General features: G+C 59.0%; 16 protein-coding genes. 10 read left to right on the forward strand and 6 right to left on the reverse strand.

Annotation, left to right across the window (positions count from 1 at the left end; all coding sequences use genetic code 11):
* Positions 1-203: 203 nt before the first annotated feature.
* Genes xylF through ACOZK9_RS26990 form a run of 3 tightly spaced genes read left to right on the forward strand, consistent with a single transcriptional unit; the run spans position 204 to position 3,892 of the window.
* Positions 204-1,205, forward strand: a complete 1,002-nt coding sequence (xylF, locus tag ACOZK9_RS26980) for a D-xylose ABC transporter substrate-binding protein (RefSeq protein ID WP_058413253.1) — start codon at positions 204-206, stop codon at positions 1,203-1,205.
* Between the two features lie 5 nt (positions 1,206-1,210).
* Positions 1,211-2,755 carry a D-xylose ABC transporter ATP-binding protein gene (xylG, locus tag ACOZK9_RS26985; protein ID WP_421556952.1) on the forward strand — a complete coding sequence of 515 codons (1,545 nt, stop codon included), beginning with the start codon at positions 1,211-1,213 and terminating at the stop codon, positions 2,753-2,755.
* On the forward strand, positions 2,756-3,892 hold the full coding sequence (locus tag ACOZK9_RS26990) for a sugar ABC transporter permease (protein WP_421556953.1): 1,137 nt from the start codon (positions 2,756-2,758) through the stop codon (positions 3,890-3,892). It begins immediately after the preceding gene.
* 108 nt (positions 3,893-4,000) lie between these two features.
* On the opposite strand, the gene ACOZK9_RS26995 is transcribed toward ACOZK9_RS26990, so the two are convergent.
* Positions 4,001-5,251: a glycoside hydrolase family 68 protein gene (locus ACOZK9_RS26995; RefSeq protein ID WP_421556954.1), complete on the reverse strand. Its 1,251-nt coding sequence runs from the start codon at positions 5,249-5,251 to the stop codon at positions 4,001-4,003.
* 437 nt (positions 5,252-5,688) lie between these two features.
* Between ACOZK9_RS26995 and ACOZK9_RS27000 the strand changes: the two genes are divergently transcribed.
* From ACOZK9_RS27000 to ACOZK9_RS27010, 3 genes are all read left to right on the forward strand, one after another.
* Positions 5,689-6,918 (forward strand): pectate lyase family protein, encoded by a 1,230-nt coding sequence (locus ACOZK9_RS27000; protein ID WP_421556959.1) that lies wholly within the window; start codon positions 5,689-5,691, stop codon positions 6,916-6,918.
* Positions 6,919-6,930: 12 nt separating this feature from the next.
* Positions 6,931-8,544 carry a rhamnogalacturonan lyase B N-terminal domain-containing protein gene (locus tag ACOZK9_RS27005; protein ID WP_421556955.1) on the forward strand — a complete coding sequence of 538 codons (1,614 nt, stop codon included), beginning with the start codon at positions 6,931-6,933 and terminating at the stop codon, positions 8,542-8,544.
* A 564-nt stretch (positions 8,545-9,108) separates the two neighbouring features.
* Positions 9,109-9,411 carry a DUF6124 family protein gene (locus ACOZK9_RS27010; RefSeq protein ID WP_058413259.1) on the forward strand — a complete coding sequence of 101 codons (303 nt, stop codon included), beginning with the start codon at positions 9,109-9,111 and terminating at the stop codon, positions 9,409-9,411.
* A gap of 308 nt (positions 9,412-9,719) precedes the next feature.
* Here ACOZK9_RS27010 and ACOZK9_RS27015 read toward each other — a convergent pair whose 3' ends face one another.
* A complete protein-coding gene (locus ACOZK9_RS27015; RefSeq protein ID WP_421556956.1) occupies positions 9,720-11,219 on the reverse strand; it encodes a CoA-acylating methylmalonate-semialdehyde dehydrogenase in 1,500 nt (499 codons plus the stop codon).
* 109 nt (positions 11,220-11,328) lie between these two features.
* Here ACOZK9_RS27015 and ACOZK9_RS27020 point away from each other — a divergent pair, with 109 nt between their 5' ends.
* Positions 11,329-12,267: a LysR family transcriptional regulator gene (locus ACOZK9_RS27020; protein ID WP_058413261.1), complete on the forward strand. Its 939-nt coding sequence runs from the start codon at positions 11,329-11,331 to the stop codon at positions 12,265-12,267.
* A gap of 267 nt (positions 12,268-12,534) precedes the next feature.
* Entirely contained in the window at positions 12,535-12,669 is a 135-nt protein-coding gene (locus ACOZK9_RS27025; protein WP_259642483.1) for a hypothetical protein, read from the forward strand.
* Positions 12,670-12,730: 61 nt separating this feature from the next.
* Here ACOZK9_RS27025 and ACOZK9_RS27030 read toward each other — a convergent pair whose 3' ends face one another.
* Together ACOZK9_RS27030 and ACOZK9_RS27035 are read right to left on the reverse strand one after the other, a co-directional pair.
* Entirely contained in the window at positions 12,731-12,889 is a 159-nt protein-coding gene (locus ACOZK9_RS27030; protein WP_162839873.1) for a hypothetical protein, read from the reverse strand.
* 271 nt (positions 12,890-13,160) lie between these two features.
* On the reverse strand, positions 13,161-13,361 hold the full coding sequence (locus tag ACOZK9_RS27035; RefSeq protein ID WP_058413262.1) for a hypothetical protein: 201 nt from the start codon (positions 13,359-13,361) through the stop codon (positions 13,161-13,163).
* Positions 13,362-13,509: 148 nt separating this feature from the next.
* On the opposite strand from ACOZK9_RS27035, the gene ACOZK9_RS27040 reads away from it, so the two are divergent.
* Entirely contained in the window at positions 13,510-14,505 is a 996-nt protein-coding gene (locus ACOZK9_RS27040; protein ID WP_421556957.1) for an aldo/keto reductase, read from the forward strand.
* Between the two features lie 19 nt (positions 14,506-14,524).
* Here ACOZK9_RS27040 and ACOZK9_RS27045 read toward each other — a convergent pair whose 3' ends face one another.
* Together ACOZK9_RS27045 and ACOZK9_RS27050 are read right to left on the reverse strand one after the other, a co-directional pair.
* Positions 14,525-15,661: a metallophosphoesterase gene (locus tag ACOZK9_RS27045; protein WP_421556960.1), complete on the reverse strand. Its 1,137-nt coding sequence runs from the start codon at positions 15,659-15,661 to the stop codon at positions 14,525-14,527.
* A 184-nt stretch (positions 15,662-15,845) separates the two neighbouring features.
* The gene (locus ACOZK9_RS27050) at positions 15,846-16,427 is read right to left on the reverse strand and encodes a flavodoxin (RefSeq protein WP_421556961.1); all 582 of its coding nucleotides are present in this window, start codon (positions 16,425-16,427) and stop codon (positions 15,846-15,848) included.
* Positions 16,428-16,694: 267 nt separating this feature from the next.
* Here ACOZK9_RS27050 and ACOZK9_RS27055 point away from each other — a divergent pair, with 267 nt between their 5' ends.
* On the forward strand, positions 16,695-17,510 hold the full coding sequence (locus ACOZK9_RS27055) for an SDR family oxidoreductase (RefSeq protein ID WP_421556958.1): 816 nt from the start codon (positions 16,695-16,697) through the stop codon (positions 17,508-17,510).
* The last annotated feature ends 653 nt before the right edge of the window (positions 17,511-18,163 follow it).

Here is an 18,163-nt window from a genome sequence, read left to right on the forward strand (position 1 = left end):
CCCGGGGGGGGTGGGGGCCGGGTGTTATTTCCCCTCGGGGTTTTATAACATTAATACCCCCGCGTTCGTTTGGGGGGGGTTTTTTTGTTGGGGGGGGGGGGGGCCCCCCCCCCCCCCACAACAAGCTCGCTCGCCACCGGTACAGCCTTAGCCTGGAGTCGCTACACAGTGTCTTTCCAACAACAATAAAAGGACGCACAACCATGAACTCGTTCAAACGCAGCTTGCTCGTCACTGCCCTGTCCCTGCTCGCGCTGCCGGTAATGGCGGATTCCGCGCACCCGAAAATCGGTTTTTCCATCGATGACCTGCGCCTCGAACGCTGGTCCCGCGACCGTGACTACTTTGTCGCCGCCGCCGAAAAACTCGACGCCAAGGTGTTCGTGCAATCGGCCGATGCCAACGAGCAGAAGCAAATCTCGCAGATCGAAAACCTGATTTCACGCGGCGTCGACGTGATCGTCATCGTGCCGTTCAACGCCACCGTGCTGACCAACGCCGTCAGCGAGGCCAAGAAAGCCGGGATCAAAGTCGTGTCCTATGACCGCTTGATCCTGAATGCCGACATCGACGCGTACATCTCCTTCGATAACGAAAAAGTCGGCGAAATGCAGGCCAGCGGCGTGTTGCAAGCGGCGCCCAAAGGCAACTACTTCCTGCTCGGCGGCGCGCCCACCGACAACAACGCCAAAGTGCTGCGCGAAGGCCAGATGAAAGTGCTGCAACCGGCCATCGACAAGGGCGATATCAAGATTGTAGGCCAGCAATGGGTCAAGGAATGGAACCCCACCGAAGCCCTGAGCATTGTCGAAAACGCGCTGACCCGGAACAACAACAAAATCGACGCCATTGTCGCCTCCAACGACGCCACCGCAGGCGGCGCTATCCAGGCCTTGGCCGCGCAGAAACTCGCGGGCAAGGTGCCGATCTCCGGCCAGGATGCCGACCTGGCCGCGATCAAGCGCGTGATCGATGGCACCCAAACCATGACCGTCTACAAGCCGCTCAAACTGATCGCCACCGAAGCCGCGAAACTCTCGGTGCAACTGGCCCGTAACGAGAAACCCGCCTACAGCTCGCAATACGACAACGGCAGCAAAAAAGTCGACACCATCTTGCTCACGCCGACACCGTTAACCAAAGCCAATATCGACCTGTTGGAGAAGGACGGCTTCTACACCAAAGAGCAGATTGGCGGGCAGTGACCGCCATGTCCGACTACCTGCTGCAAATGAACGGCATCGTCAAAACCTTTGGCGGTGTCAACGCGTTGGACGGCATCGACATCAAGGTGCGGCCGGGCGAATGCCTGGGCCTGTGCGGCGAGAACGGTGCCGGCAAATCGACCCTGATGAAGGTGTTGTCAGCGGTGTACCCGTACGGCACCTGGGACGGTGAGATCCTGTGGGACGGCCAGCCGCTGCAGGCCCAGTCCATCAGCGAAACCGAGGCCGCCGGCATCGTCATCATTCACCAGGAATTAACCCTGGTGCCCGACCTCTCGGTGGCCGAGAACATCTTTATGGGCCACGAGCTGACGCTGCCCGGCGGGCGCATGAACTACCCGGCGATGCTGCACCGCGCCGAAGCGCTGATGCGCGAACTCAAAGTGCCGGACATGAACGTCGCGCTGCCGGTGTCGCAATACGGCGGCGGCTACCAGCAACTGGTGGAAATCGCCAAGGCACTCAACAAGCACGCGCGCCTGTTGATTCTGGATGAACCCTCCTCGGCCCTGACCCGTTCCGAGATCGAGGTGCTGCTCAACATCATCCGCGACCTCAAGGCCAAGGGCGTGGCCTGCGTGTACATCTCGCACAAGCTCGATGAAGTGGCGGCGGTGTGCGACACCGTCGCAGTGATCCGCGATGGCAAGCACATCGCGACCACCGCCATGGTGGACATGGACATCGCGCAGATCATCACGCAGATGGTCGGCCGCGAGATGAGCAACCTCTACCCCACCGAACCGCATGCTGTCGGCGAGGTGATTTTCGAAGCGCGCAACGTCACCTGCTTTGATGTCGACAACCCCGCGCGCAAACGCGTCGACGACATTTCGTTCGTGCTCAGGCGCGGCGAAATCCTCGGCATTGCCGGGCTGGTGGGCGCCGGGCGCACGGAGCTGGTATCGGCATTGTTCGGCGCCTACCCCGGCCGCTACAGCTGCGAGGTGTGGCTCGACGGCCAACTGATCGACACGCGCACGCCGCTCAAATCGATCCGCGCCGGGCTGTGCATGGTGCCCGAAGACCGCAAGCGCCAAGGCATCATCCCCGACTTCGGCGTGGGCCAAAACATCACCCTGGCCGTACTCGACACTTACGCGCACCTCAGCCGCATCGACGCCGAGGCCGAGCTGGGCAGCATCGACCAGCAAATCGCACGTCTGCACCTCAAAACCGCCAGCGCGTTTTTGCCGATCACCAGCTTGTCCGGCGGCAACCAGCAAAAGGCTGTGCTGGCGAAAATGCTCATGGCCAAACCGCGCGTGCTGATCCTCGATGAACCCACGCGCGGCGTGGACGTGGGCGCCAAATACGAGATCTACAAACTGATGGGCGCACTGGCGGCCGAAGGCGTGTCGATCATCATGGTCTCCTCGGAGCTGGCCGAAGTGCTGGGCGTGTCCAACCGCGTGCTGGTGATCGGCGACGGCCAACTGCGCGGAGACTTCATCAACCAGGGGCTCACCCAGGAACAGGTACTCGCCGCCGCGCTCAGCCCTAACAATAACGATCGGAAGACCGCGTAGATGAATCAGGTCAAACACCTTTTTACTCGCTACAAAATGCTCGCGCTGGTGATTGCCGTGGCGCTCATCTGGCTGTTTTTCAGTTGGCAGACCGAGGGCGGGTTCCTGACCCCGCGCAACCTGTCCAACCTGCTGCGGCAGATGTCGATCACCGGGATTCTGGCGTGCGGCATGGTGCTGGTGATTATCAGCGGCGAAATCGATTTGTCGGTGGGCTCCTTGCTTGGCTTGCTCGGGGGCCTGGCGGCGATTCTGGACGTGGTGTATCACCTGCCGCTGCTGGCTAACCTCAGCCTGGTGGCGCTGTGTGGCTTGATGATTGGCCTGGCCAACGGCTACATGACCGCCTACCTGCGCATCCCGTCGTTTATTGTCGGTTTGGGCGGCATGTTGGCGTTTCGCGGGATTCTGCTCGGCATCACCGGTGGCACCACCATCGCGCCGGTTTCGCCGTCGCTGGTGTACGTGGGCCAAGGGTATTTGCCGCACAGCGTGGGCGCAGGGCTCGGCGTGCTGTTGTTCGCCTTGAGCGTGTATTTGACCTGGAAACAACGGCGCAACCGCGCGCTGCATGGCTTGGCCGCGCACTCACGGATGCGTGATGCGCTACGTGTGGTGCTGATCGGCGCGGTGCTGGCCGGGTTTGTCACCACGCTCAACAGCTACGACGGCATCCCGGTGCCGGTGTTGCTGTTGCTGGTGCTGCTCGGCGTGTTCAGCTACGTCACCAGCCAAACCGTGTTCGGCCGCCGCGTGTATGCGGTGGGCAGCAATATGGAAGCCACGCGCTTGTCGGGCATCAACGTGCAAGCGGTGAAACTGTGGATATTCGGCATCATGGGCGTCATGTGCGCCTTCGCCGGCATGGTCAACACCGCACGCCTCGCTGCCGGCTCACCCTCGGCGGGCAATATGGGCGAACTCGACGCCATCGCCGCCTGCTTTATCGGCGGCACCTCCATGCGCGGCGGCTCGGGCACCGTGTACGGCGCATTGCTGGGGGCGCTGGTGATCACCAGCCTGGACAACGGCATGTCGATGCTCGACGTGGACAGTTACTGGCAGATGATCGTCAAGGGCAGCATTTTGGTGCTGGCGGTGTGGGTGGACGTGAGCACGCGTGCAGGAAGACGATGAAGCGGGAAGCGAGCTTTAAGCTGCAAGCGGCAAGCGGCAAGCCGCAAGCCGCCTGGTTTTAGCTTGCAGCTTGCAGCTTGCAGCTTGCTACTTGCAGCTGCCCCTAGCTTATTGGGTTAGCACCACGTCGCGCATTGGCGGGATGTAGCCGTAGTCATACGCTTCCTGCACAAATGAGCGGTCGCCCTTCAGTACAATCCTCACCGTTGGCGCTTCGGTGCCGCCGATTCGGTAGTCGTCGCCAGTGGTGGGCACGCTGTCGATAAACGATGTGACCAAACCATTCGGCATCACGCAGTGTGAATAGGTTTGAAATGGCTGCGACGGCGGGTTGCCGAGCACCAGGCCGGAGGCATTCATCGGCGTATACGGGCCGAACAGGTGATCGCCGACAAACCCATACACGCCGTCCGGGCCGGTCAAGCCGTCAGCGTAGGTAAACTTGTGGCTGATGGTGAACAGGTAATACCGGTTGTCTTGAAATACATAGTGCGGCCGCTCGGTTTGATCATTCACCCCGACGGCGGTCACCAACGGCGGCAGAATTTCCCACTCTTCGCCTGTCAGGTCCTTGGCAACCGCTATACCGATACAACCGATTTGGAAACGCGCACCGCCGACATCTTCGTAACCGGGCGGCACCAGGCCGAGTTCATCCGGGCCAATTGTGTGGCTGCCGCGTTCTCCGCCAACATTGCCCTCAAACACCATGTACAACTTGCCATCTTTCGGGTCGATAAAAGGGCTGGGGTCGCGGAAGTTCCACGTGGCGTTCTGCGCTTCGGTCTGGTAATAGGTGCCGTCCGCAGAAAATAAAGATTTAACGTGTGTAAAGCCTTGGAGTTCGACGCCGGTGTCCGACGTTATAACCTGGCCCCTGACTTTAGCGATAGTGGCACCCGGCGTGACGCAGGTGTAATACAGATCAATGTCACCATTGTTATTCAGCAGAATGGGTGTACCCGCCCATTCACGTGTGGTCGGCGAGACGCCTTCGGCCATCACCCGGCCACCGAAGATCCAGTCTTTGCCGGTGCGCGAGTACCAATAGCAAATACGCGCATGGCCATGGCGGTCTTCCCAGTCGCGCTTGATGTCATAGCGGCCATCGGCATTGATGAACTGCGGGTCATGCGGGCGGCGGTCTGCGGTCAGGGTAAAAATCACCGACCAGCCATTCACGGATACCACAGTGCCATCAAGTTCGCGCAAGGGCATGGTGTCCCAGATAAACACGCTGTCGCTCATAACGGGAAAGTCGGGGCTCACTAACGGCTGCGTAGTCGTCGGGTCATTTTCATTAACTTTTAGCGCATCAGCCCGTGTCCAGCGAGTGGATGTGTAATTCGCATGTTTCATGTTGATGTCCTTTTACTGACGCTCAGGTAACAAGCGAAGATTAAATAGCACATGACAGCCGACAACTAAGTGGCGACTGAAAAGAATGAGTCACGGTGGACTCTGAAAGTGCAGAACAAGGTTTAACATGGAACATCGCTTACCGCAACATGAAGAAACACTTAAACTATAAAGGCCATCACTGTATTTATGTCCTTGATATAAAAACAATGGCACTTCACAACTAAGCAATTAAATAGAAAGTTAGCTAATCAAGTATCTCACGCTGAACAATGGCTGAACGATGGCAAAAGAGCGGCTTGGCAGTCACTTAAACAGTTGATACGTCTCAGTCGATATGTAGATTATCCGGCGCATCCAACCCGCCCCGCCCCCTCTTGGAGAGACCTGTGACGCGTCCAACGTTATTCCCCTGCCTGAAAGTGCCGCCAGCCCTCATGCGCGTCGTTGCGCTGTGCGGGTCGCTGCTAATACCGATGCTCGCCCACGCCGACGATGTACCCGACGGCTTCGCCAAAGGTGTGACAGGCGGCGGTACAGTCGCGGCCGTGCACCCGGCCAGCCTGGACGAGTTGAAAAATTTGCTCTGTGCAAGCTATGACTACTTTGGCAACTGCACGGATGACACGCCACGCGTGATTGCTCTGGACCACGTCTATGATTTTCGCGGCAGTGTGCTGCACAACGGCAGCGCCCAAACCGTTGAAAGCGGCTGCATGGTCAACGTGTGCAAAAAAGGCGGCGGGCAATGGGCTCTCAATGGCGCCAACAATTTTTGTCAGTCGAGGCCGCCAGTCCAGGTGACCTATGACAATGCCGGCCTGGAGCGTTTGAAGGTGGGGTCGAACAAAACCCTGATTGGCGAGGGCGACCAGGGCGGCATCCAGGGCATGGGCTTATACATTGGCGGTGGCGCGCACAACGTGATCGTGCGCAACCTGAGCCTTTCAGACATCAACGCCCGTGTGGTGTGGGGTGGCGATGCGCTGACCATCGACGGGGCCGACGGCGTGTGGATTGACCACAACCGGTTCGCACTGATCGGCCGGCAGATGATCGTAACCGGCTGGGGCACCGCTGCCCACGTGACCATTTCCAACAACGAGTTCGATGGGCGTACCGACTATTCGGCGAGCTGCGACGGCCATCATTATTGGGTGTGGTTGTTCCTCGGGCATCACGACACCCTCACGGTGGCCCGAAACTACGTGCACGACACCTCAGGCCGTGGCCCCCATTCCGGGGGCATGGGCGAGGCAGAAATCTTCGCGCATGTGGTCAACAACGTTTTCAGCAACCTCACCTATCAGGGCGCGATCATGTCGCGAACTGACACCTCCCACCTGTTTGTGGAAGGCAACGTGTTCGACCACGTGGCCCATCCGTTATTCAATTACCCGGTGCAACCCGGCACAGCATTTGCGCCGTTCAGCCCACTATCGCCTTCAGTCAACAGCACTTGCCAGCGTATTATTGGCAGGCCCTGCGCAGCCAACCAGGCGCAGGTGAGCGGCAACGATTATCGACCGCAGGATACCGCTGCGCTTGAAGCGTTTCAGCCCTACCTTGACTACCTCATCACCCCGCTGTCTGCAGATGTCGCGATGACACTGGTGCCCAGCGAGGCGGGTGTCGGCAAAATCGGCAACACCCCTCATCCCAATTAAGGATAATTTCGGATGCAGCACCCTCTACTGATTCTGTGCTTTGCCTGCTTTGCAAGCATTGCCCTGCCCGCCTCTGCCCAAGCCGGCAATTTTGGCGCTACCCAAACCGGCACGCGTGTGGTGGTGGATACCGGCGCGGAGCTGGTGTTCAGCGTGGACACGCGCAACGGCGACCTTGTGTCGCTGCGCTATCGCGGTGACGAGTTGCAAACCCGTGAGTCGAAAAGCTCGCAAATTGCCTCCGGCCTCGGCACCGCACGCATCGACGTGAAAACCGTCGGCGAGGTGATCGTGGTGAGCGCGCAGGCGGGCAATTTGATTCACTACTACATTGCGCGCAAAGGTCGCGACGCGGTCTACATGGCCACGTACGCGCCAACCTTGCTGCCGATCGGGGAGCTGCGTTTCGTCACGCGGCTCGACGTCAACAAGCTGCCCAAGGCGGCCTATGGCACCGACTCAAATGTGGGCAAGGCGATCGAAAGCGAGGATGTATTTTTGTTGGCGGATGGCCGCACCAGTTCCAAGTTCTATTCGGCAAAACCCATGATTGACGACCCCCTTCACGGGGTCAGCGGGCCAACCGTTGCCGTATACATGCTGATGGGTAACCGTGAACTCAGTGCCGGCGGGCCGTTTTTCAAGGATATTGCCACGCAGAAAACCGCGACCACCCACGAACTGTACAACTACATGTTCTCCAACCACACCCAGACCGAGGCGTATCGCGGCGGCCTGCACGGTGTGTATGGCCTGCTGTTTACCGGCGGTGTGCAGCCGAGCGCCACGCTGAGCGACGTGAGTTTTGTGAATGACTCACTGGGGCTCAAGGGCTTTTTGGGCAGTGCCGGCCGAGGCTCTGTTTCAGCGCATGTGTCCGGTGTTTCCGCAGGCCAGCCGACCTTGATCGGCCTGAGCAATGCGAACGCGCAGTATTGGGCGCGTGCCGATGCGCGAGGTGATGCGCAGTTGACGGGGGTGCGCCCCGGTCAATACCGCACCACGCTGTACCAGAACGAGTTGGAAGTGGCGCGCGGTTCGGTTGACGTCAAGGCAGGCAATATCGCCAATACAACGTTGACCGCGCAGCCACCGACTGGCCGCGTGAAATGGCAGATCGGCGTGCCTGATGGCACCCCTGCGGGCTTTCTTAATGCCAGTCGGCTTGCCTCGTCGCACCCTTCAGACACACGAATGGCTCCGTGGGGGCCCATCACCTACACGGTGGGAACCAGCCCGCTCGGCGACTTCCCCGCAGTGCAGTGGCGTGACATCAACAGCCCAACGCGCATCAGCTTTGTGCTCGGCGCCAATGAGCTTCAGGACTACCACCTGCGCGTGTACGTGACGCTTGCGCAAGCAGGCGGCCGCCCCCGCGTCAGCCTCAACCAACGCTGGAACGCGCCGGTGCCCGCAGCCTCCAACCAGCCCGACAGCCGAGGTATCACGCGCGGCACCTACCGCGGCAACAACACGCTGTTTGACATACTGGTGCCCAAGTCGGCCTTGCAAGCCGGGCTTAACACACTGGAGATTGGCGTCGCCTCCGGCAGCGCCGTGACGGGGTTCTTGAGCCCTGGTTTTGTGTACGACAGCGTGCAATGGGTGTCGCAGGCAGCGCAGTAAAAAACTGTGGGAGGGGGCTTTCTGCCATCGGGAGCAAGCCCCATCCCACATTGGTTTCTTGGCGTTTTACAAAGTGTCACTTGCCACAGACATCGCAAATCCGCGCACGGTTACGATTCCGGGAACACGGGTTTTAAAACTGTGGGAGGGGGCTTGCTCCCGATGGCGGTGTATCAGTCAATTACTACAGTGACTGACACACTGCCATCGGGATCAAGCCCCCTCCCACCTTGATGCGGTGAGTGGCATTTAGACATGGTTTGTAAAGGGCCAGCAGGCCATGTCTCTGTTAATTGCAGGACGTTTCCTAGACAATCCCTGCCGCCTTGTGCCTGCTGGAATCGGTGGCTAGTCTGCGATCCGTCACTGCTTAACAGTGACCGGGTTTAGTCGCCCGGATTCAGAACAGGCGCATGGCTTCATGATGTTTATGGTGGCTGTGCGCAGGGCGCCTTCGGGCGCGCCGGGTTCCTGTTCTGACCGGTCGACTAACCTGCGTACAGCCGCCACCCATGGTTTAGTCGCCAAGCGTGCTGGCTCCTTGATTCAGACAGGAGCTCCAAGATGAACAAAGCCGTCCCCGACCCACCGCTCAATCCTTCCAAAGACCGCGCCGCCTTCAACCGCGCCATTGATCATTACCTGCCGACCCACACTGCTCAAATCGATGACTTGAGCTTCGAAGACGCCCTGCTCTACACCGCCAGTTTGCTGCACAGCGCTTCGGCCACGGCGCTCAATTGCGGTGAACCGCTGGCAAGTCCCGAGCGGGCGAAAATTCTGGCAGTGTGGCACCTGCTGGAAATGGCCAAGACCACAGTGGATCGCGCCATCGACTGCCTGAAGCCACAGAAGGTATCGGCCTAAACGCAGTCAAATCTGTGGGAGGGGGCTTGCTCCCGATAGCGGTGTATCAGTCGATTAATGCGGTGATTGACACTCTGCTATCGGGAGCAAGCCCCCTCCCACATTGGAATTTCGGCGTTTTTGCGAAATGTTAGTTGACTACAGACATGGCGAATCCGCTCACGGTTACGATTCAGGGAACACGCTTAAAACTGTGGGAGGGGGCTTGCTCCCGATGGCGGTGTATCAGTCAATTAATGCGGTGACTGACACACTACCGTCGGGAGCAAGCCCCCTCCCACATTGGATTTGGGATGCTTTATAAACGGTTATTTGGATACAGGCATCGCAAATTCCGCGCCTTGCTCAATGCTCTCGGACCAGCGCTGCATGATTGATTTTTGCTTGGTGTAGAAGCGCACACCCTCGTTGCCGTAGGCGTGCATGTCGCCAAACAGGCTCTTTTTCCAGCCGCCGAAACCATGCCAGGCCATCGGCACGGGGATCGGCACGTTGATGCCGACCATGCCCACTTCAATACGCCGCGAGAATTCGCGGGCGATGTTGCCGTCGCGGGTAAAGCAACTGACGCCGTTACCGAATTCGTGGTCGTTGACCAGCTTCACCGCCTCGGCAAAATCATTCACGCGCACACACGCAAGTACCGGGCCGAAGATTTCTTCGCGGTAGATACTCATGTCTTTTGTCACGTGGTCGAACAACGTCGCGCCGAGCCAAAAGCCGTTTTCCAGCCCCGCTTCGGCAGGCACGTAATCACGCCCATCAAGCAGCAGGTGCGCGCCCGCTTGCACGCCTTGTTCGATGTAGCCGCTGATGCGTTCCCGTGCCGCGCGCGACACAATTGGCCCCATCTCGGCCTTCAAGTCGCGCCCGTCGGTGATGCGTAGCGCCTTGGCACGCTCGGCCAGGGCGGCGATGACTTTGTCAGCCACATCGCCCACCAGCACCGCCACCGAGATCGCCATACAGCGCTCACCGGCACTGCCGTAAGCGGCGCCGATCAGGGCATCGACGGTGCGGTCTATGTCCGCGTCGGGCATCACCACCATGTGGTTTTTCGCGCCGCCCAGGCCTTGTACGCGCTTGCCGTTGCGCGCACCGGTCTCGTAGATGTATTGCGCAATCGGCGTGGAACCCACAAAGCTCAACGCTTTGACATGTGGGTGCTCAAGCAGCGCATCCACCGCTTCTTTGTCGCCTTGCACCACGTTGAACACACCTTTGGGCAAGCCGGCTTCACGCAGCAACTCGGCCATGAACAGCGAGGCGCTCGGGTCAGTCGGGCTGGGCTTGAGGATGAAGGTGTTGCCCGCCGCGATGGCGATCGGGTACATCCACATTGGCACCATCACCGGGAAGTTGAACGGCGTTACGCCGGCGACCACGCCCAAGGGCTGGCGCAATGTCCAGTTGTCCATGCCACGGGAAACCTGATCGGAATGCTCGCCCTTGAGCAAGTTGGGAATGCCGCAGGCGAATTCGAGGATGTCGATGCCGCGGTCGACTTCGCCCTGCGCGTCGGTGAACACCTTGCCGTGCTCGGCGACGATGATGCGCGCCAGGTCGTCTTTGCGCTCACGCAACAGGTGCAGGTATTCGAACAGCACGCGGGCGCGGCGGATCGGCGGCGTGTCGGCCCAACCGGCAAACGCAGCTTGCGCGGCGTCGACGGCTTCACCAACGGTCTGGCGGCTGGCCAGTGCCACGCGCCCGGTCACTTCGCCGGTGGCGGGGTTGTAGACGTCCTGATAGCGATCATCGCGGGAAACGCGCTGGTCGTTGATGTAGTGCGCAAGGGTCGTGGTCATGGCAATGGGTCCCTGGTGATTAGCGTTGAGCCACACGATAGGCTTTCGATTTGTTCAAAACCAGAGCAGAATCCAGAACTTATTGTCCTTAAAGGCGAACAATAGAATCATGGAAAAGGCTGAGATCGAAGGGCTTTGGACGCACATTCACTGGCTGTCGGTGCTGGAGGAACACGGCACCTACACCGCCGCGGCGGCGCGGCTGGGGGTGAGTAAATCCGCCGTTAGCCAGCGTATTTCCGACTTGGAGAAAGCCACCGGTACACGCCTGGTAACCCGCACTACGCGAAGCGTTCGGTTGACCGATGCAGGGCAGTCATTAACCCGCGAAGTGCGCAGCGCCTACGCGCACATCGCCCGCAGTTTCTCGTCGGTGCGTGACGCTGCCGGCGAGATTCGAGGGTTGGTACGCCTCACCGCGCCGGTGGCGTTTGCCCGGCAACAGTTGGTGCCGCACCTGTCGCAGTTCCTGCAGCAGTACCCGCAGGTGCGCATCCAGTTGGAGGTGTCGGACGCGCTGAGTTCTCTGGCGGCAGAGGGTTATGACCTCGCGGTGCGGCACGGCTTTCAGGTGCCGGAAACCCACGTAGCGTGGAAGCTCTGCGACACCTCCTCGGTGTTGGTCGCCACCCAGGACTACCTGCAACGCCACGGCGAACCGCGCCAGCCTGATGACCTCACCGCGCACAACTGCCTCTACTATCCACGCGGCAGCGACCAGCCCGCCTGGACGTTCGAACGCGTGGCCAAACAGGTCGAGCGGGTCACGGTGCCTATCTCCGGCAGCTTTTCGACCAACAACAGCGAAGCCCTGCGCGACTCGGCGCTCAACCACTTGGGCATCGCCCTGCTCCCGGATTTCAGCGCACAGGCCGCGCTGGCCAACGGCAAACTGGTGCAGGTGCTTAAAGGCTGGACGCTCAAGGGCGCGTTTGCCGATGAGATTTACTTGATTCGGCCGTATTCACCGCACGTGCCCAAATCGGTGAGCGCGTTGGTGGCGTATTTGAAGGAGAAACTATCAGATGGGTTCCGGTTTACCGGGTAACGCAGCAAACCGTGGCATGCTCAATGTGCTGCAAAAAAATTCGGCACCGCGTCTACATTTCACAGGGTTTTCACAGTCAGGCGCCTAGCCTTGACTCAGCTCCTAAGCGAACACCTTTAAGCCCGCGCCCCCATCGTGGGCTTTTCTTTGCCTGCGATTCGGGCTTACCGCACGCCGCGCATCAATCAACGCGTTAGAAAATTTGAATTAGCCAGTTGCCCATCCGGTCAAGAATTATGAACGCAGTAATCTGATGAGGTAACAGCCATGACTATCCAAGCAGAGACACTCGTAAAACTGACCGAAGCGCTACAGGAGCGTGGTCTCAACCTGGTGGCGGATGTTCACTTCACCCGTGCGCCCTATCGGCACAATCACCGCTGGGTCTGCAGCGTCGCGTAATGCTCGCCTTGGCTGGCGGTCAGGCTGTAAAGCAGACCGCCAGCAGCACTCGCGCAATGGTTTACGTCGAGCGATTGGGATTACGATTTTGTTGTTTTTTTACGCCTTTCCCGTTCTTTCGTTCGTATTGATGGTGAACAAACCAAACCACCAACAGCAGGCCAGCCAAGCCAAAAATGAACAACAACAGCTCTAGTGCGGGACCTTCGTGTGAAAACATTTTTCGTTCCTCGTCCTGAAGTCGCGCGACCTATAAAAAGCCGCCTCCGAAATTATTCGTAACAATTCATACATTTTCAGGTTAGCTGCCGAATCCGCATGTGGCAACCCTGAATTCGGTTGGAACTATTGATCCAGACGGGTTGTTTATTGAATAACGTGCTCGTGACGGGCGTCAGACTCGGCGGCCAGCGCACCTGCTGATCGAAAACCTACAAAATATAGAGACAAAAAACCCGGCGCAGTGGCCGGGTTCGCTGACACGAGGCTGATCAATTGTCGGGGTGCTCACTCGCCACAGAATCGGCAGCGTCCACATCCGACATATCTTCCTCGAGCGGCGCGCCGTCGTCATGATGCGGCGCGGTAGTCGGGTTTTCATCCCGCCGAGGGTCATGCCCCGTTTCATTGTCTGTGCCGCGCGTTACGTCCTGCTGCGACAGGTTGCCTGGAGCATTCTCATTAATTTCCATGCTGGTTCACCGTTTCAACGCTCGGGAAATCCGCGCTTAATGATAAGAGGCGGTGGCTCGCTGCGAGTGCCAAGGTTTGGACGAACGGTGAAAACCAAAAGGCCAAACCTGTAACCTAAGCTGATTCAACGATCCGAGGGAGGCTGTTATGAAATACGTGAAGCTGGGCAGTACCGGCCTGGACATCTCCAGGCTGTGCCTTGGGTGCATGACCTTCGGCGAACCTGACGCCGGCACACACCCGTGGACGTTGGGCGAGGACGCGAGCCGGCCCATCATCAAGCACGCCGTAGAGCACGGCATTAATTTCTTTGACACGGCGAACAGCTACTCCGCAGGCACCTCGGAAACCATCGTTGGGAAGCTGCTGAAAGAGTTCACGCGCCGGGAAGAGACAGTGATCGCCACAAAGGTATTCTTTCCGGCCAACATGTGGGAAGGCTCCACAAAGCCGAACGATAAAGGCCTCTCGCGCAAAGCCATCATGGCGAGCATCGATGCCAGCCTGACACGCCTCGGCACCGACTACGTTGACCTGTACCAAATACACCGCTGGGACTATGACACGCCCATCGAAGAAACCATGGAAGCCCTGCACGACGTGGTAAAGGCAGGTAAAGTCAGGTACATCGGCGCTTCATCGATGTACGCATGGCAATTCGCCAAAGCTCAACAGGTGGCCGTGGCCAACGGATGGAGCAAATTTGTGTCGATGCAGAACTACGTCAACCTCGTGTACCGGGAAGAGGAACGCGAAATGATCCCGCTGTGCCTCGATCAGGGCGTAGGGCTGATGCCCTGGAGCCCGATGGCACGCGGCAGGCTTACGCGGCCGCATGGGCAACAGACCGAACGTACCAAAACCGACCTCTCCGGGCAGTCGTTTTACCAGGCGACGGAAGTTGAAGACGGTCGTGTGATCGATGTTGTAGAGCAGCTCGCCGGGGAGCGCGGCGTGCCGATGGCGCAAATAGCATTGGCGTGGGTGTTGGCCAAACGCGGCGTATCAGCGCCCATCGTTGGCGCCTCCAAAGCACGCCAACTGGACGATGCCATCGCAGCGCTCGACCTGGTGCTCAGTGACGAAGACATCCAACGCCTTGAGGCGCCTTACGTGCCGCATGCGGTGACAGGATTCGCCTGAGCGGCATAACTGACACGCGCTACTGGTTAAGCGCCGGAGCGGCTCGCAGCACAATCTCGGTAATTTCTGCGGGAACACCGAGGCGGATGGGAAAGCCGTTCCACAAGCCAGTGCCGTTGCTCACGTAAAGGGTCATTTTGCCGAGCGCATAAAGGCCCGAAACAAAACCTTGATTGGCGTAACCCACCACCCGATCCAGGCCGCTGATCATGCCGCCGTGGGTATGCCCGGACAGCTGTAACCCGACCCCCGCCGCCGCTGAATCCGCGGCCCCGGCTGGGCGATGCTTCATCAAAATAGTCGGTGCATCGGCGGGTGCGCCGGCAAGCGCTTGAACTACGTCCGGGCCTTTATGGCCAAACCGGGTCGCGGCCTCGTCGGCGACACCCGCGACCACCCAGGCGTCTGCGCCTTTGCGCAGCACGACGTGCTCGTTCACCAACACTCGTATGCCCAAACGCTCGAACTCTGCGCGCCACTGATCAACATCGAAGTAATATTCGTGGTTGCCAGGGATGGCGAGCACACCCATGGGAGCGCTCAGTTTGCTCAATGGCGCTACGTCTTTCTTGCGAGCTTCGACAGTGCCATCGATAAGATCACCGGTGATCAAAATCGCATCGGCATTCAGCGCGTTGGTGCGCGCTACAACGCCCTCAACCCACTCCGCCTGGAACAGGCGGCTGATGTGCAAATCAGTCAATTGCACAATGCGCAGCCCATCGAGTGAGCGCGGCAGATGCTCAAGGGTGACTTCCACACGCCGCACTTCAGGCAACTGCACCGCCTGATAAACACCCACGGCTGACAGCAGCAACGCTGCAGCGGCGACAGCGCCACGCACTCGGGCATTAAACACATCGCTGATCTTCATTCTGCGACACACTGCAACAACAGCGCTGACCAGATCGGTCAACAGCGTGAGCACAAACACCAGCACAAAGGCGCAGAACAGCCACCCAGCAATCAGGACGGCGGCGCGCGGCATCTCAGGCGAGAACATCGTCGAGTAAACCGCGATCAGAATAAGGTGATACTTGGAGATGACGAGCAGCGCCACGGCCAACAGCACGCGCCAGCCACGTGCGATGGGAAGCGGCAGCACAAAGCGCCACAGCACGTACAGGTAGGCAACGGTTAGGTAAATGTGGAACATCATAAAAAAACACCGCCGAGGGGTTGGCGCAGCCATTGTTGAGAAGCGTTGATAGTACAGGAGATAGACCTTGCCCTTCCTCGTCTGGAACAGTGTGTATAGAGCCAAGAGGCGGCCGGTACTGCATGACCTCTGGCGGAAACAAACGTTACGGCGTTTGATGTTGCGGAACACTGCAACGCAGCTAAGCCAATCGGCTTAGCCACCCATTCACTTGCTCCATGGTTTTGCGTTCTTGCTGCCCTTCCATTACGAACCCTTCAAGGACGTGAGCGCCGGGCGCATGATCGGCGATTACGCCCAGGCTGTTGCCCAGCCCGTAGCCGCCGTGAGTGATAAAAGGCACGACTGTTTTGCCTGCCAATGCATGCTCCGACAAAAATGTTTTGATGACGGGCGGCGCGGTCTGCCCCCAGATCGGGAACCCGAGAAACACCACCTCATAGCGCTCCATATCCGCAACTGTTTGGTCTAAACCAGGTTTGAATTCGGCGGCTGTCTCCCGACGCGCTTGCTCAACCGTTTCGAGGTAGTCATCGGGATACGCGGCTGCCGGGCGTATCTCGAATAAATCGCCGTTCTGCGACCGTTGAATCAACCCTGCAATAACTTTGGTATTACCTGAACGTGAAAAATAGGCGACCAACACCTTTGTTTTCGACGCACTCGAACCTTGCCCACCGAGGCCCGCGCCTGTGGCTATCAGTGGAAGGCTGGCGATAGCTGCAACCACTTTGCGGCGAAGTGGGTCCTGTAAAGACATGATGTTTCCTCACTAATGAAGACGGTTTAACCGCGTAAGCGCGTGAAGTTGGCGAGCCATCAGGCTAAGCGTTGGGGCGCGCTTTGATAATCGGCAGCTGCGTACATGAGTTCATGAACCTTATTCACCAATGCGCAGGGTCATAGCCCTGCCCATCCCGCAGCCACGCTTACTCGTGAATTCAATTCACAAGGGCGCGCGTGGGCGGGAGGCTAATCATCGAGTGCGCCTCACCGTAGAGTGGGGTCAAGCCATTCAAGAGAAGCGAAAATGACTGAAGTCACTGTGGTAATGGGTGCGGGTTCAATTGGCCAAGCCATCGCTCGGCGTGTCAGCGCTGGCAAACACGTGTTACTCGCAGACCTGCGGCGGGAAACCGCGGATGCCGCCGCCAAGGTGTTGAGCGATGCGGGTTTTGAGGTCGTGACGGCCGACGTTGATGTGTCGTCCCGCGAGTCCGTGCAGGCACTCGTCAGCTTGGCTTCGAGCATGGGCGACATCACCCGCGTCATTCATGCGGCAGGTGTTTCTCCCTCCCAGGCTGCGCCCGCGACTATTTTGCGTGTCGACTTGTATGGCACGGCCCTGGTGCTGGAGTTGTTTGGTGAGGTCATCGCAAAAGGCGGCTCGGCAATCGTCATCGCCTCGCAGTCCGGCCACCGCTTGCCGGCACTGACCGCCGAGCAAAACAAAGCCCTGGCGTTAACCCCGACGGAGGCGTTGCTCGCGTTGCCGATGCTACAACCTGAGCGTGTGACAGAGTCGCTGAACGCCTACCAGATTTCCAAACGCGCCAACTCGCTGCGCGTGGCTGCGCAAGCCGTGCGATGGGGCAAGCGTGGTGCGCGGGTGAATACGATCAGCCCCGGCATCATCTTCACCCCGTTGGCGCGCGATGAACTCAATGGCCCGCGTGGTGATGGGTATCGCAGCATGATCGAATCTTCTGCAGCCAAACGCGGTGGTACGCCCGATGAAGTGGGTGCCGTGGCGGCATTGCTGATGGGGCCTGAGGGCACGTTTATTACCGGCAGCGATTTTCTGATGGATGGCGGCGTTACCGCACAGTATTGGTACGGTGAGTAACGCGGCTGCATTTCAGCCAGCGCTATCAAAGCGATTGTGCCTCAAACAGGCAAGGCGTTGTTCAAGAGCGCGATCGTTGCCCCGCTCCGCGTGGGAATGCATCCCGTGACGCTCCGCGTCACTGCGCCGGTATTATTGACTTCACCTAACGCTGGATGCAGAGCATCCAAAGCGACATTACCGCGCAGAGCGCGGGAACGATCAGGTGAAGTACATCCCCTTCTCACCACTACGATAGCGGTCATTTAGACCAACGCAGCGGACGCGTCAGATTTAGGGATCTGCAGCCGCATTAGTGAGTATCTGCCCAAGTCATGCAACGTGACTTCGGCGCTGGCTTACGAACGGTCGCACGGCCGTGTCGGAAGCGTCCTGCATCAGTTCTTTTGCCGCTTTGTTAGCGTGCCCGGCACTTAAGCGTGTTCAAGCCAGAGGCCTTAGCATTGCCTGGCGCCCCGCTCTCGGATCAAGGATAAGCGCATGTACGCGCCGGCCAATACTGCGCACTTTGCGTTGGTGATTCCCACTGTTCGCAACGACTTCAAGGTGCTGGCGTTTCACGGCACCGAAGCCATCAGCAGCTTGTACGCGATCCAGGTTGAACTGGTCAGCGAGTACCCTGATTTCGATCTGGAGAGCCTGCTCAGTCAGCC

It is taken from the genome of Pseudomonas kitaguniensis (assembly GCF_049199985.1).
GTDB lineage: Bacteria > Pseudomonadota > Gammaproteobacteria > Pseudomonadales > Pseudomonadaceae > Aquipseudomonas > Aquipseudomonas kitaguniensis.

Coding starts and splice junctions, on each gene's coding strand:
- xylF (WP_058413253.1), top strand. CDS start 204: ATGAACTCGTTCAAACGCAGCTTGCTCGTCACTGCCCTGTCCCTGCTC.
- xylG (WP_421556952.1), top strand. CDS start 1,211: ATGTCCGACTACCTGCTGCAAATGAACGGCATCGTCAAAACCTTTGGC.
- ACOZK9_RS26990 (WP_421556953.1), top strand. CDS start 2,756: ATGAATCAGGTCAAACACCTTTTTACTCGCTACAAAATGCTCGCGCTG.
- ACOZK9_RS26995 (WP_421556954.1), bottom strand. CDS start 5,251: ATGAAACATGCGAATTACACATCCACTCGCTGGACACGGGCTGATGCG.
- ACOZK9_RS27000 (WP_421556959.1), top strand. CDS start 5,689: ATGCGCGTCGTTGCGCTGTGCGGGTCGCTGCTAATACCGATGCTCGCC.
- ACOZK9_RS27005 (WP_421556955.1), top strand. CDS start 6,931: ATGCAGCACCCTCTACTGATTCTGTGCTTTGCCTGCTTTGCAAGCATT.
- ACOZK9_RS27010 (WP_058413259.1), top strand. CDS start 9,109: ATGAACAAAGCCGTCCCCGACCCACCGCTCAATCCTTCCAAAGACCGC.
- ACOZK9_RS27015 (WP_421556956.1), bottom strand. CDS start 11,219: ATGACCACGACCCTTGCGCACTACATCAACGACCAGCGCGTTTCCCGC.
- ACOZK9_RS27020 (WP_058413261.1), top strand. CDS start 11,329: ATGGAAAAGGCTGAGATCGAAGGGCTTTGGACGCACATTCACTGGCTG.
- ACOZK9_RS27025 (WP_259642483.1), top strand. CDS start 12,535: ATGACTATCCAAGCAGAGACACTCGTAAAACTGACCGAAGCGCTACAG.
- ACOZK9_RS27030 (WP_162839873.1), bottom strand. CDS start 12,889: ATGTTTTCACACGAAGGTCCCGCACTAGAGCTGTTGTTGTTCATTTTT.
- ACOZK9_RS27035 (WP_058413262.1), bottom strand. CDS start 13,361: ATGGAAATTAATGAGAATGCTCCAGGCAACCTGTCGCAGCAGGACGTA.
- ACOZK9_RS27040 (WP_421556957.1), top strand. CDS start 13,510: ATGAAATACGTGAAGCTGGGCAGTACCGGCCTGGACATCTCCAGGCTG.
- ACOZK9_RS27045 (WP_421556960.1), bottom strand. CDS start 15,661: ATGTTCCACATTTACCTAACCGTTGCCTACCTGTACGTGCTGTGGCGC.
- ACOZK9_RS27055 (WP_421556958.1), top strand. CDS start 16,695: ATGACTGAAGTCACTGTGGTAATGGGTGCGGGTTCAATTGGCCAAGCC.